Origin of the sequence: Psychrobacter sp. UBA2769 (assembly GCF_002352555.1) — a bacterium.
GTDB lineage: Bacteria > Pseudomonadota > Gammaproteobacteria > Pseudomonadales > Moraxellaceae > Psychrobacter > Psychrobacter maritimus.
The window spans coordinates 159811-173217 of sequence record NZ_DEIR01000010.1 but is presented as its reverse complement, the minus strand read 5'-3'; the positions used below and the strand labels follow the sequence as shown (position 1 = coordinate 173217).

Sequence of the window (13407 nt, the reverse complement as noted above, 5' to 3'; positions counted from 1 at the left end):
CCTGATGAGTCAGGCTTTTTGTTTTTTCGGGGGCTATTGTTTTTTTATTGGCCTTATTTTTTAAATATTGTTTTCTATGATTACTTTACTTTCATTGTACGTTAGAAACTTTGTACTTTAGAAAATTTAGACTCTAAAAAAATCTTACTGATACGATTGATTGCTTGCCTTTGGCATGATTATCCATAGGATAATATAAATCAAAATACCTGGTACTGCTGCGCTCATCGTTGAGATAACAACGAATAGCAATCTCACCCATGTTGGCGACCAGCCGACATATTCTGCAATACCGCCCATCACACCTGCTATCATGCGATTATTTTGTGAGCGATGTAATTTTGCTAACTTAGCCAAATCAAATACCTCTCTCAATATTGGTTATATTTATTTTATAGCTATTATTTATCATTATTTTTGAATATTATTTTTCAAAACTATTCTTAAATTCATATGAGTCTTTTCAACTTACGAATCAGTATAGCAACTATTCCTATTCTATCTGTTGAGGATGTAGACGTGCTTTGTGAATTTATGCTACTCAAGCTTGCCCTAACCTCTCATAACTGCTCGTAAACCCCTGATTTTAAATAATTATTTCAAAATGTTTCATAATTGACTTTGTTGCTGCTACCTTACAATTCTTGTTACAAATTCAGTAATCGTCGATTGATAACAGCTCAGTGAATCTTATAGATTTACTAGCAAAAATTGCGAATTATCTTCAATAATGACAAGAAAATGAATGGCTTGATGTTATTTCTTATCAATAAAAAACTCATAAACCACTGCCAATTTACAATAACCTACCTGTAAATCTGTTTAAACCTTTATACCATGCTGATAAATAACTAAAACAACGACTGTCGATTAATTGTTTTTAAAATAATAAGGATAGCTATGTACGACTCAGGCTTAATGATTGGACATTTTGAACCGCTACATCTAGGACAGATGCGCAGTATATTGGCAGCAGCAGGACAAGCAAAAACCTTAAATATCGTAATTATGGCGCATCCAGCACCGCATCCAGACTTTAATATTACCTTGCAAGATAAAGCGCGTTGGCTCCAGATGGCGTGTGCTGATTTGCCCTTTATCCATATTCATACCACTGATGAGATTGAGCTGCCACTCCATGAAAGCTTTGCTGATGTCAGCATAGATATTGCGGCCAGCAATGCCAAGCTGCAACGCTTGAGTGATGCATTAGCGTTGCCAGCAGAGACGGTATTGTTTGTCGCAGAAAATCACCCATTGGCGCAAAGCGATGTTTGTGAGCAGCTAATCATGCCAGTGCTCACCACGCCTCTACAGCCTGAATTCGACTCCTATGCGATTGCGCGTAATCCGGTCGTGCATTGGTCGGCGCTGCATCCACAAGTGCGCGGCGACTATACCAAAACCGTTGCCATCGTTGGCGGTGAAAGCTCAGGCAAGACCACCTTGGTACATAAACTTGCCAATTATTATGGAGCTAGCTTTGCGCTAGAGATGGGGCGGCTATACGTCGGTACAGATTTGGGTGGTAGCGAGATGGGCTTGCAGTACAGCGACTATGGTCCCATTGCGCTCAATCATGCCCAAGCAATCCGCGCTGCCGCCGCTAGGGCAACAGCGCCCGTTACCATTGTTGATACTGACTTTGTCACCACTCAGGCTTTTTGTGAAGAGTACGAGGGTCGTAGCCATCCTTTTGTGGCTGCTTGTATCGATGAGTTTCGCTTAGACCATACGATCATGCTCGATAACAATACGCCATGGGTTGACGATGGCATGCGCTCATTGGGCACGCCTGAAGCACGCGGACGCTTTGAGCAGCGCTTGCTAGATATTTTCGCCCGTCATGATATTCAGCCGCATATGATTGATAAACCCGATTATGATGCCCGCTATAAGCAAGCTTTGTTAATTATTGATGAGTTTATTTATGGCAAATAACAGTATCAGAAAACGAAAATAAAAAGAACGAAAGCAAAAATGATTGCTAGAAATAAATGATTGTGACAAATATTAGCGATGGCAAAAACGGCATACTAAAACATACTAAAAAAAAGAAAAAAACTATTATAGCTTTTATACTTTAAGGAAAAAGGCGTTATGCGTATACAGCTCCTAGACAACATCACCGGAAAATGGGCGATACAATGGATTGTCATCTGGTTTATTTGCGGCGTGCTTGCTTTATCAGCAGGCTTTTGGCTGACTACTGAACATACGACCCTTGACTGGTTTTACTTAGCCGTGTCATTTATTGGTTTGATTTGCGTGGTGTCATTATCGTTTCGCAAAAACATCATGGGTAATGGTTTTGGGATGGCAGCGACCGCAGGGGAATTTGTCGTCCAAGCAACCTCTGGCGCAGTCGGTTTGATGCTCGCGCCGCTCTTTAACTTTTTTAGTCATCTTTATGGGATTTTTTATTGGTCAAAGCATACTGATGCCGATGGCGACATGGTGCCCAAATCTGCCAGTCGCTGGATTTGGCTACTGACCATTGCTTTTATGGTTATTGGTTTGGCGCTATTCCCTACCGTGAATGATTTACTTGCCAGCTATGGCTATGCCGTCGTTGAAGATGATAATAGTAAGTTTTTAGGGCTTATCTCTTTCTTTTGGATTAACGTTATTGCTTTTGTACTGTCTATTACCGCGCAGGCAGCGATGATTCTGCGTTATTCATTCAATTGGTGGTTATGGATTTTATCCAATTTCGTTTGGCTGACCGTCAACTTAATGTCGGGCAATTATATCTTTGCTATTCAAACCATGGTTTATCAGGTGAACTCGTTTGTCGGACTGTATGAGTGGTATCGTAGTGAGCAAGATTCTGTAGAATTGGCAAAACCCGTACGTTAAGGGATAATTTTAGTAAGTGACGAAAAATTGAAAAACAGGCAAATGAGGTTAAAAAGATAACAAGCTTTGACTGTGCGGTTTACCAGATAAAATGGCAGATTGGGCCAATTAGTGCTACAACTGGTATTAATGAGTAGAGTTTTCCATTTATCTGCTGACTGTTATTGCTTAACCGTCATTTATTTACTAACAGGGAGGTTAGTATGTCTCGTACATCGCAAAATCTCATGTCTAAACGCACACTTGAGCAATGGCTCAGTGAGTATTCTGTCAGCCATCAAAATCTAGTCAATAAAAAAATCCATTGGTTATGTGTTCCGGCCATTTTTGTCAGTATATTAGGCATGGGCATGTCGCTCTCCGTCTGGTTTACCTTGGTGATGAGCGCCTTGGTATTAATATTCTATATGCGCTTATCAACGCCGCTGTTTTTGGCAATGGGTATTTTTATTCTTATTTGCCTATCAGTAATGACGTTATTACCATGGGGTTTTAAGGTTTGGGCAGCTATCTTTGTTGTTGCTTGGATTGGACAGTTTATCGGTCATAAAATTGAGGGTAAAAAACCATCATTTTTTGAAGATTTACAGTTCTTATTAATTGGTCCAGCATGGGTAGCTAATAGCTTGATGGGTCGTAAAAAAAGCCAATCTTAACTATCTACTCTTGCCATTATCTTTAAGCTCAATATTTAAAAAATCCTGCTCTAACCATTTTAACCAAAAAAAAGCGCCACCCAACGGATAGTCGGATGGCGCTTTTTTGGTTCTGCTGCTTTTTCGCCTTAGGTATCAAACACGACCGTTATTTAGCACATGTTTGATACGCTAATATAAAACATACTATTTGCCAAATACTTGCATACGATCTGCAACGGGCTTAAATTCTTTGTCGCCTGCTGGCTGCTCAATCGCACCGAATACCATTTGAGCATTTAGTTCCCAGTGCTCATCGATGTTCCATTCGTTGGCCACTTTTTTATCGATGATTGGATTGTAATGCTGTAAATTGGCACCGACATTGATACTTGCCAAGGCAGTCCAAATCACATACTGGTGCATGGCACTGGTTTGATGCGACCAGATTGGAAACTTATCTGCATATAAAGGGGCGGCTGCCTGCATGTCTCTGATGACGCTATGATCTTCAAAGAACATAACCGTACCAGCGCCCGCTTTAAAGCCATTCATTTTTTGCTTGGTGGCAGCAAATTGCTCTTCATTATCAACGATATCACGTAAGGTATCTTCGGTCATTTGCCAAAGCTTGTTATGGTCATCGCCAAATAAAACCACGATACGCGTTGATTGTGAGTTAAAAGCTGATGGCGTATGCAAAACCGCATGCTCAACCAACTTGACGATTTCATCGTTTGATACTGGCAATTGATTGCTCAATGCATAGATAGAACGACGCTTTTCAGCCAATTGCTGTAATGTTTTTAGGTCTGACATATATATTTCTCCATATGATTAATAGAATTTCAATCCAATGAAAATAACCGTTAAACCAGTAGGGACAATGAATTATCTAGAAACCCCTACTCTTTAATCTCAATTATTATATGGACCTTTGAGATAAATCCGTACTTTACTTTTGTAAAAAAACTTAATGATACATATCTATTTGAAAGGCAGTTTAACGAATAAAGCTTACCGTTAAATTAACCTTTAAAGACATTAACCTTTAAAACCTTCAGGTAACTCTGGCGCTGGTAAGCGCTTCATATCAGAGTCGACATTACCAAAACGCTCATGACCGTTATTCCAGTCGATGATAGATTGCTCAATCTCTTCTTTATTGTCCGCGACAAAGTTCCACCACAGTAATACTTGGTTATTTAATGGCTCACCGCCGATAAACATCACACGGGTGCCTTTTTTGGCGACCAGCTTAATACTTTTATTATTGGCAACATCGCTATCATGGAAGCGGAACAATTGATCTTGCTCACAAATCTTGCCTTCAGACTCGATTTGTCCTTCTGTCACCAAGATTCCGTATTCAAAGCCCGGCTCTAAGTTAAGCGTGACCTCACCGTCTTTAACGAAATAGACATCGATACCAACCATTTTTGAATATTGAATGGTTGGCGCTTCATAACGCTCACCTGATACGCTGGTATAGCTGCCAGTGGTCAGAATCATCTCGACACTATCTTCACGCCAGGTTGGTAGCTCTGGATAATGATGGAAACTACGCTCGATTTGCTGATCCGTTGGCAGTGCAATCCACAGCTGTACCATGCTCAAACCGCGCGCCGCATCTGCTGAGCCACCGGTATCTGGGAAAACGCTTTGCTCAGTATGACTGATACCTTGGGTTAGACCGGTGCCCGCTGTCATGACGTTGACTTGGTTTTTGGTAATCACTTGCTCATTACCCAAGCTGTCTTTGTGCAGCACTTCACCATTTAACATCCAGCTAAAGGTTTGCAAGTTGGTATGCGGATGGCGACCGACTTGCATGCCTGACTCATCTTCGCCAAATTCAGCAGGGCCAGCATGATCTAAAAAGCACCAAGCGCCGATGGGTTTTTTGCCTGTATTGGGCAATAGACGCGCGATAGGAATACCGCCTACATCGGCCAAACGTGGTTCTAGGGTTTCGATACTCATGATTCACCTCTTATTATGTGATACGGGATGTGATGTAAAGATAATGGGCAACACGCTATAAAGCTATAGAAAAATATCTTTTATAAAAATAGTATATAAAAAATCAAAGTAGCGCGGCAAAATGATGTTTTTATTTCTACCACGCTTTTTTTACCACGCTACTTTGAACTCAACATGCTATTTTTAACTTAAGTGCACCTTAATGTCAGCACCTTTTAAATTTAGCAGCTTTTAAACTTAGCACTGGCAATGCTTAAAAGCTCATTGGTACTTCCATTAGCAATACTTTAGCATCTTCTTCTACGTCCATCGTAAAGTTCTTAGTATCCCAAACACCAAGGCCATCGCGGGTATCCAAAGTGTTACCGTTTACCTCGACTTTACCGCTAATGACAAAAATATAAACGCCGTTATTAGGGTTTTTTAGCTCATAAGTTTGGGTGATACCTTTATCAAAATCGCCCATGCTAAACCAAGCATCTTGATGAATCCATACCCCTGCATCGTCCGCATTGGGTGACAATACTTGATTGAACTCGTTTGGCTTTAGGATATCGTCCATACGGATTTGCTGATAACGAGGCTCAACGTTCATTTTATTTGGGATAACCCAAATCTGTAGGAACTTCACCGCTTCGGTATCGTCGCCGTTCATTTCACTGTGCGTGATACCATTACCCGCTGACATCACTTGGATTTCACCGGTTTCAATGATGCCATTATTACCGATGTTATCGCCGTGACCGAGCTTACCGGATAAAGGAATACTGATAATTTCCATATCGCGGTGTGAGTGCTTACCAAAGCCTTGACCTGCGATGACAAAATCATCATTGATAACACGTAGCGCGCCAAAACCCATACGTTCTGGATTGTGATAATTGGCAAAGCTAAAGGTGTGCTTGCTTTTGAGCCAGCCATGGTTGGCATCGCCACGAGAATCTGCTGCATGATAGATGGTTTTCATAATGTATCCTTAACTATTAGTAAGTTAAACGGCTTTAGAATTTGACATTCATTAACTCGTTTAAACAATGAAATTATTATAATTGTTGTCCACTAACAGATAAACAACGATATTCGCAATTAACTATTCTCATTTTTAGAACAATATTGTCATAAAGGTAAGGTAATATATTTATAACAGAACCCTGTATACTCATAACAGTACAACTAGCATGAGCTGTTACTATGGCCAAAGTTACGATAAAAAGTTATGAAAGAAGTAACGCGAGCAGGTGTAAATTAAGTCTAGAAGATATTAATCATACGATATAAGGAAATTTAACTATGTCAGATATGGCAAAGACAGATGTGGAAAATAAACAACCATTACATTATAAAGTTATTAATAATACCGAAAAGAAGCGTTTTGAGATTCATATCGATGACAAAATCGCTTTAGAGGATTATGAATTTTTCACCACGAGCGCCGGCGAAAAAGGCATTGAATACAAACATACCGAGGTGCCAGCAGAGTTAGGCGGCCGTGGTATTGCAGGGTATCTGGTCAAATATATTTTAGATGATGCGGCGGCGAAAAACCTGCGGGTGAAACCAACTTGTTCTTATGTAAAGTCTTATATCGACAAGCATCCAGAGTACCAAGACAATTCAGTATTTCATAATGCTACGCCTTAAACAATGAATAGTTAAATATAAGCATATAGCTAAATATAAGCATTTAATCGATAAGCAAAAAAAACGCCATATCTGCAGATATGGCGTTTTTTATGGACGATGCTTTCTAGTATCTATAATGTAAGCGCTAGAATAATTCAGTTAAAAACGCTTAGGCAATATGCTCTAAAAACCCTGTATTGCGCGCCCTCATTGATAAATACAGCACCGGCAATACAAACAAGCCCACCGCCCAAAAACTCAGCTGCATATATAGCAGTGCGCCCACTAACGCCCCCACTAAAAAGCTAAATACCAATACTGAACTGTGTGCCAGTTTTTTGCCATTATCCGCTGTGCGATTGACCAAATAATCGGTCAGGTTGATACCAAGTTGCGTAGTATTACCGGTCATCAATACCGTCGGACTCATATGCTTAATCACTGTCTTGCTGGCAGTATTACGAATCGCCAGCGCAATCAAACCTAATCCACCCGTTATCGCCACGGTTATATCACCGGCATCGACAAAGGGTTGATAGTACAGACCGGCAATCATAAAAGCGGTTAAGAAAAACGCTTCCGCTAGGAACAAATGGCTCAGCGTTAATTGTTTATTTTTACTATGGTCAATAAATATCTTCGTGATCATAACCGTTAAAATAAATAACGGTAAGGCGGCAAGCTTAATCCATAGACCCGCCTCACCCTTGACCAAGCCACTGCCCGCCATCACCAAGTTACCTGTGACATGAGCGGTGAAGAAACCAAACAAGGTGATAAAACCAATAGTATCAATTGCCCCGCCAACCACGGTTAATAGCACGGGCGTTTGATGGCGCTGCCAAAAACTTGGCGGCTTTGAATGTAACGGCTGTGAGTCAGGTGAAGCTGATTGATTGCTATCACCTTTACTAGCAGCTTCATTATTAGTATTCGCAGCATTATTAGAGAGTGAGTTAGCCACCCGACTTGCCTGCAAACTGCACAAAATCAGTCACAAAGCCTTGTAAGAATTTTTGCGTGCGGGCGCTAACACTGCCATCTTCATTTAAGCTATCGGTTGCACGGCTGAGATGGATTTCTGGATCGACCATCAGTTGCGCCGAGAGCATTTGCATGCTTTTGCGCACATCAAGCCCACTATTGATACCACCAAAACTCCCCGGAGATGCCGTAACTACGGCAACTCTTTTATGCGTCCAGACACTTTCTTTATAGGGACGCGAGCCGATATCCACGACGTTTTTTAACGCCGCAGGTATGGTGCGATTATGCTCTGGGGTGACAATCAATACCGCATCAGCGTCTTTTAGCTGCTGACGGACACGCTCATAACTTTCAATGGTTTTATCATCATAATCTTGATTATAAAGCGGCAAGTCTGCAATGTGGACTTCCTTTATAGTGACGCTGTCAGGCATCTGCGACACGATATATTCGGCAAATTTACGATTGATGGATTCTTTTCGCAAACTACCAATAACTAGGGCGATGTTGACTGATGCGCTCACAGCAACTCCTGAATGATGATAAAACCGTATGGATTGAGCATTTTACTATACTAAATTCTGCGCGTGTTGCTGTGATCAATTGAATAGGCACCTGCACCATGGGCAAAAATCATCAAGAAACCACCCGCCATCGCGATGTTTTTCATAAAGGGGTTCATTTGTGATTCATCAATCCAGAATTGGTGGAATAGCAATGCTGAGACAACGCTAAAGCCTGCCATCAATGTAGCCACCAAGCGCGCTTTAAAGCCCAATAGGATGGCGATACCACCAAGTAACTCAACAGCGATGACCAAAGGCAATAACATACCTGGCACGCCCATCGATTCCATATAACCTTGAGTGGCAGCGTAGCCGGTAATTTTAGTAAAACCTGAAAAGATAAAAATCATTGATAAAAATAGGCGACCAATTGGGGCGCTAAGCTCTTGTAATTTGTCCATGATTATTCTCCAATAGTATGAAATTTCTAAACATAACGTGTTTATTTAAAAGACTTTTGTTTGATTAGGCAACGACATTATTGTAGTCGTTGCTTATCAATAGATAAACCGTGATAATTACAAATATGAGTTCTTATTTAGAGATCAATTAAGAAATGGTTCTATTGATACAATGATAAAAACAGTTAGTATTTAATAGAAGGTATCAGCCGCCACAGAAAGAAGTATTTTTCGATACTGCCTAACGTCCAATACCATACCTCCAATACCATGATTTTTTGCTACACTTATTGTGTTGGTATATAAGATATACTTAACGCTAGCTTTTAAATTAAGCGCTTTTAAACCAATATCAGTCTTTGAGCTGATAATTAAAACAGGCAGTATAGTTACTCGACGATATACTGGCTTTTACCTACTCACTTAACAAAAGGATTGATTTATGATCACTGTAAATTCTATTAAAAAAACCAATCGTGCGCTTGCTTTTGCTGCTATCGGTACGCTTGGTCTGCTTAGCACACTAGGTCACGCTGCGACTTATGAGCTTGACCCACATCATACCGCCGTGCGCTTTTCTGTAGACCACTTCGGTACCACGACCAATGCTGGCGGCTTCTATAATCTATCGGGTATTCTTGAATACGCCCCTAAAGAGAAAAAAGGCTTTGTCGGTATTACGATTCCTATGGGCAGCTTGAGCACAGGCATTAAAGCTTTTGACGGCCATCTAAAATCTGCGGATTTCTTTAACGTAAAAGAATATCCAACCGCTTATTTTAAATCGACTAAATGGGAATTTGATGGCGATAAAGTTAAAGCGGTCAAAGGTGATTTAACCCTGCTTGGTAAGACCCATCCAGTGACTTTAAAAGCCACTAAATTTAACTGCTATGACAGTCCTTTATTAAAAGCTGAAGCTTGTGGTGGTGATTTTGAAACCACTATCGATAGAACCAAATGGGGCATCAATACCTTTACCGATGGCGGTATGATGAAAGACATCAAACTGGTCGTTCAGGTAGAAGGTAGTAAAAAAGCAGACCTTAAATAAGGGTAATTTAGCCATTTAAGATAGTGGTTTTAGATTGACCACAGTCTCGACTATTTGGTTTTTTGATAAAAGGCTGGGTTTTTAACTCAGCCTTTTATCTTTTGTATCGTTAATATTAAATAAAATAGACATATTAAATATATACTTAGATAAAGAAAACACTTGGAAAATAACCGTTTTATATCATGGTCATCATACGATATAGCAAAATAATAATAGCTAAATAACTATAATGAGGTAGCTAGGATGGGACAATTAGAAGACATGGCGATGTTTGTGCGCATTGTCGAAGCAGGCAGCATTACCAAAGCTGCTGAACAATTAAATATTGCCAAATCCGCCGTTAGCCGTCGTCTTAAGGATTTAGAGACACGTTTGGGCAGTCAGCTTATTAGCCGAACCACGCGCCAATCAAACTTGACCCAAGCCGGTGAGCAATATTACCAAAAGGTGAACAATATACTCAGCGAAGTTGACGCCCTAAACGAAGAAACCAGTGGCGCGCCAACGCGTATCGAGGGCACCTTAAAAATGACCGCGCCATTGTCATTCGGCTTGATGCATCTCAATGATGTCATCGATGAATATGCCAATCAGCATCCCAATTTGAACTTTGAGCTCGATTTTTCTGATCGCCATGTTGACTTGATTGAGGAAGGCTATGAGCTTGCCATTCGCATCAGAGAGCTACAAGATTCCAGTTATCAGGCCAAACGTTTGGCACTTATCCGTTACGCACTTTGTGCCAGTCCAGAATATTTAGAAAAGATGGGAACGCCTGCGACCCTAGAAGACTTACAACAACATGAGTTTTTGCAGTATGGTCTTGGTAAAACAAGCACGCTTACCCTGACGGACGCGCAAGGGAAAAAACACAACCACACCATTGATGCCAAAATCAAAGCCACTAATGGCGAGTTCTTGGTGGACTTAGCGGTAAAAGGTCAAGGTATTGTCTTTATTCCAACCTTTATCGCTTATAAACGGTTGGCCAAAGGTGAGCTTGTGCCTATTCTTGAACAATATCAATTACCCACACTCAATGCCTATGCGGTATATCCAAAAAACCGCTTTTTATCGCAGCGCTGCCGCTATCTCATTGATTTTATCGCCGAGCGTTTCGGTGATGACCCTTATTGGGATAAATTTTAATAGGCCTAACTTAGTAAACTGAGCAGTTTTTTAAAGTCGCTATAAATCTTAAAACAATACTGTTAGTATTATTTTAAGATATCCATCAGTCATAAGGAAATGCATTATGGATTTGCAAGCACTCGGCATGAAAGCCATTCACGACTTTGATGACGTTCGCCAAAGCCCGTTACCACAAGAGCGTCTAAAAGCAGCGCGTAAGCAAGCAAGCGCCTTTAGAGAGCGCTTTATGGATGAAGCGCCGGTACAGTTTTATCAAAGCGCCGACATGGTGCGTGTTCCCTACCCAACGTGGTACGCCTACAGTGGCGTCTATACCCAAAGCACCTATAAATTCCCCTACATTCATATCCTCAACCGCATTTTTATCATTCAATATCATGATTTTTTGGGTGAATTAAAAACATTGCTATTCTCTCCTTCTGATATCGAAGCAGACCGTGAGACGCCATTTTTTAAACGTCTAACAGACAAAATGCCTAACTGGTCACCACTTGAAAGCGTGGTTGCACCTATCATTCGTGACGTCACTGGCGCCTTAGCTGAAGTCGGCTTGTCTCCAGAAGATGTTGATTATATAAGCTACGACCATCTGCATACCCAAGATGTACGCCGCTGGTTAGGGACTAAAAGCATTGGCACTAAAAATGTAGGTGGAAAAGATAAGCCTGCCTATTTTCCTAACGCCAAGCTATTGATTCACGAGCAAGAATGGCTAAGCACTACTTCTTTATTACCCGTGCAAGCAGATTGGTATTGCCCAAACGGCATCGAAGGCATCGATGCTGATAAAGTAATTAAATTTACTGGTAGCATCCAATTGGGCGAAGGCATCGCACTCGTACATACCCCCGGACATACCGAAGGCAACCATTCGTTAGTTGCACGCGTCCCAGATGGCATCAGAGTGACTTCAGAAAATGGCGTGGGCGCCGATGCTTATGCACCGATGAACTCAAAAGTGAATGCCATCCGCCGCTATGCTAAAGACACAGGCGTAGAGGTTATCCTAAACGGCAATACGCTAGAAGGTAGTAATGAGCAATATATCTCGATGGTCATTGAAAAAACCATCGCTGGTCCCTCAAAAAACCCTGACTTTCCCAATTGCGCCTCAAGTAGTGAAGCGACCCCTTATTGGTTGATTCCCGGGCATAAAGTCAGTCATTTAATCGGCGAAGCAAAGTTTGGCAGCTTGCAGAACAAATCGGCAAAAAGTCACTCATTGCAGAAGGAAAGCGCTTGATGGGTTATTTTACTAATAAAACTGTCTATATCACTGGTGCTGCCTCTGGTATTGGGCTTGAGACGGCTAAGCAGCTTATTCAACAAGGCGCTAACTTGGTACTGTTTGACGTACAACCGTTTGATGAGGTGCTATCAACCTTGCAAGCTATTAATAAAAATAACGCTTCGATTATCAGCTATGAATTGGACGTCACCGACGCCGATACAACAACTCAAAAAATCGCCGAGGCGGCAAGCAAACAGTCACCTGATATTGTCATGCACTTCGTTGGAATTACAGGTCCTTGGACGTTTGATGAGATGAGCCAAGCACAGTTTGAGCGTGTTATAAATATCAATTTATTTGGTACGCGCAACGTCCTCGCTGCCGTGCGTCCATTCTTGTCACGTGGCGATCAAGTCATGGTCACCGCTTCGATGTCATCTTTTACCGGCAGTTATGGCTACAGCTCTTATAGCGCCTCAAAGTTTGCTATTTGGGGCATGATGCAATCGATAAGCTTTGAGTGGAAACCTCACGGTATTGATATCACTGTTTTTGCACCGCCACCGATAGATACGCCGCTCACCCAAGCGGAAGTCGGCGTCATGGCACAAGCGGGTGTTGGTATGAAAAAGCTGGCAGGCGAGCTAAAAATTGAACATGCCGTTAAATCTATGCTAAAAGGGGTAGAGAAGCGGCAGTTCCTAGTCGTACCCGGCGTGATGGCAAACTTAATTAGATTACAGCTGCGTTTCTTTCCGGTCAGCTGGGTGAATTGGATAGGCAATAAAACGGTGGCTTTTTCGCTTAGAAAATAGCGTTTTTTAAAACTGGCTTGTATACATTGAACTTTCACAAGTATTGAATGTCAGTTAGTCACTTAAAAATTCACAAAAAAAAGCGTCACCCGATTAAA

The 13407-nt window shown here is 41.3% G+C and carries 15 protein-coding genes; 8 read left to right on the top strand and 7 right to left on the bottom strand.

Going from position 1 to position 13407, the window contains the following annotated elements; genetic code table 11:
- Positions 1-144: 144 nt before the first annotated feature.
- A complete protein-coding gene (locus B3Q63_RS04085) occupies positions 145-357 on the bottom strand; it encodes a PspC domain-containing protein (RefSeq protein ID WP_201564837.1) in 213 nt (70 codons plus the stop codon).
- A gap of 543 nt (positions 358-900) precedes the next feature.
- Between B3Q63_RS04085 and nadR the strand changes: the two genes are divergently transcribed.
- The 3 genes from nadR to B3Q63_RS04070 all read left to right on the top strand — a co-directional run bounded on the left by nadR (position 901) and on the right by B3Q63_RS04070 (position 3515).
- Entirely contained in the window at positions 901-1941 is a 1041-nt protein-coding gene (gene nadR, locus B3Q63_RS04080; RefSeq protein WP_296174095.1) for a multifunctional transcriptional regulator/nicotinamide-nucleotide adenylyltransferase/ribosylnicotinamide kinase NadR, read from the top strand.
- A gap of 159 nt (positions 1942-2100) precedes the next feature.
- Entirely contained in the window at positions 2101-2859 is a 759-nt protein-coding gene (gene pnuC / locus B3Q63_RS04075; protein ID WP_296174092.1) for a nicotinamide riboside transporter PnuC, read from the top strand.
- A gap of 203 nt (positions 2860-3062) precedes the next feature.
- On the top strand, positions 3063-3515 hold the full coding sequence (locus B3Q63_RS04070) for a DUF962 domain-containing protein (protein WP_296174089.1): 453 nt from the start codon (positions 3063-3065) through the stop codon (positions 3513-3515).
- 186 nt (positions 3516-3701) lie between these two features.
- Here the strand turns inward: B3Q63_RS04070 and B3Q63_RS04065 are convergent, their stop codons facing one another.
- From B3Q63_RS04065 to B3Q63_RS04055, 3 genes are all read right to left on the bottom strand, one after another.
- The gene (locus B3Q63_RS04065) at positions 3702-4313 is read right to left on the bottom strand and encodes a nitroreductase family protein (RefSeq protein WP_201564841.1); all 612 of its coding nucleotides are present in this window, start codon (positions 4311-4313) and stop codon (positions 3702-3704) included.
- Positions 4314-4538: 225 nt separating this feature from the next.
- Positions 4539-5477: a pirin family protein gene (locus tag B3Q63_RS04060; RefSeq protein WP_296174085.1), complete on the bottom strand. Its 939-nt coding sequence runs from the start codon at positions 5475-5477 to the stop codon at positions 4539-4541.
- Positions 5478-5730: 253 nt separating this feature from the next.
- Positions 5731-6444, bottom strand: a complete 714-nt coding sequence (locus tag B3Q63_RS04055; RefSeq protein WP_296174083.1) for a pirin family protein — start codon at positions 6442-6444, stop codon at positions 5731-5733.
- A gap of 323 nt (positions 6445-6767) precedes the next feature.
- On the opposite strand from B3Q63_RS04055, the gene B3Q63_RS04050 reads away from it, so the two are divergent.
- Positions 6768-7118: a GNAT family N-acetyltransferase gene (locus B3Q63_RS04050; protein WP_271133524.1), complete on the top strand. Its 351-nt coding sequence runs from the start codon at positions 6768-6770 to the stop codon at positions 7116-7118.
- 151 nt (positions 7119-7269) lie between these two features.
- Here the strand turns inward: B3Q63_RS04050 and B3Q63_RS04045 are convergent, their stop codons facing one another.
- From B3Q63_RS04045 to B3Q63_RS04035, 3 genes are all read right to left on the bottom strand, one after another.
- On the bottom strand, positions 7270-7923 hold the full coding sequence (locus tag B3Q63_RS04045) for a YoaK family protein (RefSeq protein WP_271133638.1): 654 nt from the start codon (positions 7921-7923) through the stop codon (positions 7270-7272).
- A gap of 133 nt (positions 7924-8056) precedes the next feature.
- Positions 8057-8611 (bottom strand): NADPH-dependent FMN reductase, encoded by a 555-nt coding sequence (locus tag B3Q63_RS04040; RefSeq protein WP_296174076.1) that lies wholly within the window; start codon positions 8609-8611, stop codon positions 8057-8059.
- Positions 8612-8661: 50 nt separating this feature from the next.
- A complete protein-coding gene (locus B3Q63_RS04035) occupies positions 8662-9054 on the bottom strand; it encodes a DoxX family protein (RefSeq protein ID WP_296174073.1) in 393 nt (130 codons plus the stop codon).
- Between the two features lie 442 nt (positions 9055-9496).
- Here B3Q63_RS04035 and B3Q63_RS04030 point away from each other — a divergent pair, with 442 nt between their 5' ends.
- The 4 genes from B3Q63_RS04030 (at position 9497) to B3Q63_RS04015 (ending at position 13309) form a co-directional block, all read left to right on the top strand.
- The gene (locus B3Q63_RS04030; protein ID WP_296174071.1) at positions 9497-10108 is read left to right on the top strand and encodes a YceI family protein; all 612 of its coding nucleotides are present in this window, start codon (positions 9497-9499) and stop codon (positions 10106-10108) included.
- A 246-nt stretch (positions 10109-10354) separates the two neighbouring features.
- Complete coding sequence (locus tag B3Q63_RS04025; protein ID WP_201564848.1) at positions 10355-11260, top strand: LysR family transcriptional regulator; 906 nt, start codon at positions 10355-10357, stop codon at positions 11258-11260.
- 106 nt (positions 11261-11366) lie between these two features.
- Positions 11367-12506 carry a hypothetical protein gene (locus B3Q63_RS04020; protein ID WP_296174065.1) on the top strand — a complete coding sequence of 380 codons (1140 nt, stop codon included), beginning with the start codon at positions 11367-11369 and terminating at the stop codon, positions 12504-12506.
- The gene (locus B3Q63_RS04015) at positions 12506-13309 is read left to right on the top strand and encodes an SDR family NAD(P)-dependent oxidoreductase (protein WP_296174062.1); all 804 of its coding nucleotides are present in this window, start codon (positions 12506-12508) and stop codon (positions 13307-13309) included. The genes B3Q63_RS04020 and B3Q63_RS04015 overlap by 1 nt, the downstream gene beginning before the upstream one ends.
- Positions 13310-13407: the final 98 nt, after the last annotated feature.

Coding starts and splice junctions, on each gene's coding strand:
- nadR (WP_296174095.1), top strand. CDS start 901: ATGTACGACTCAGGCTTAATGATTGGACATTTTGAACCGCTACATCTA.
- B3Q63_RS04035 (WP_296174073.1), bottom strand. CDS start 9,054: ATGGACAAATTACAAGAGCTTAGCGCCCCAATTGGTCGCCTATTTTTA.
- B3Q63_RS04070 (WP_296174089.1), top strand. CDS start 3,063: ATGTCTCGTACATCGCAAAATCTCATGTCTAAACGCACACTTGAGCAA.
- B3Q63_RS04060 (WP_296174085.1), bottom strand. CDS start 5,477: ATGAGTATCGAAACCCTAGAACCACGTTTGGCCGATGTAGGCGGTATT.
- B3Q63_RS04055 (WP_296174083.1), bottom strand. CDS start 6,444: ATGAAAACCATCTATCATGCAGCAGATTCTCGTGGCGATGCCAACCAT.
- B3Q63_RS04020 (WP_296174065.1), top strand. CDS start 11,367: ATGGATTTGCAAGCACTCGGCATGAAAGCCATTCACGACTTTGATGAC.
- B3Q63_RS04030 (WP_296174071.1), top strand. CDS start 9,497: ATGATCACTGTAAATTCTATTAAAAAAACCAATCGTGCGCTTGCTTTT.
- B3Q63_RS04025 (WP_201564848.1), top strand. CDS start 10,355: ATGGGACAATTAGAAGACATGGCGATGTTTGTGCGCATTGTCGAAGCA.
- pnuC (WP_296174092.1), top strand. CDS start 2,101: ATGCGTATACAGCTCCTAGACAACATCACCGGAAAATGGGCGATACAA.
- B3Q63_RS04065 (WP_201564841.1), bottom strand. CDS start 4,313: ATGTCAGACCTAAAAACATTACAGCAATTGGCTGAAAAGCGTCGTTCT.
- B3Q63_RS04050 (WP_271133524.1), top strand. CDS start 6,768: ATGTCAGATATGGCAAAGACAGATGTGGAAAATAAACAACCATTACAT.
- B3Q63_RS04015 (WP_296174062.1), top strand. CDS start 12,506: ATGGGTTATTTTACTAATAAAACTGTCTATATCACTGGTGCTGCCTCT.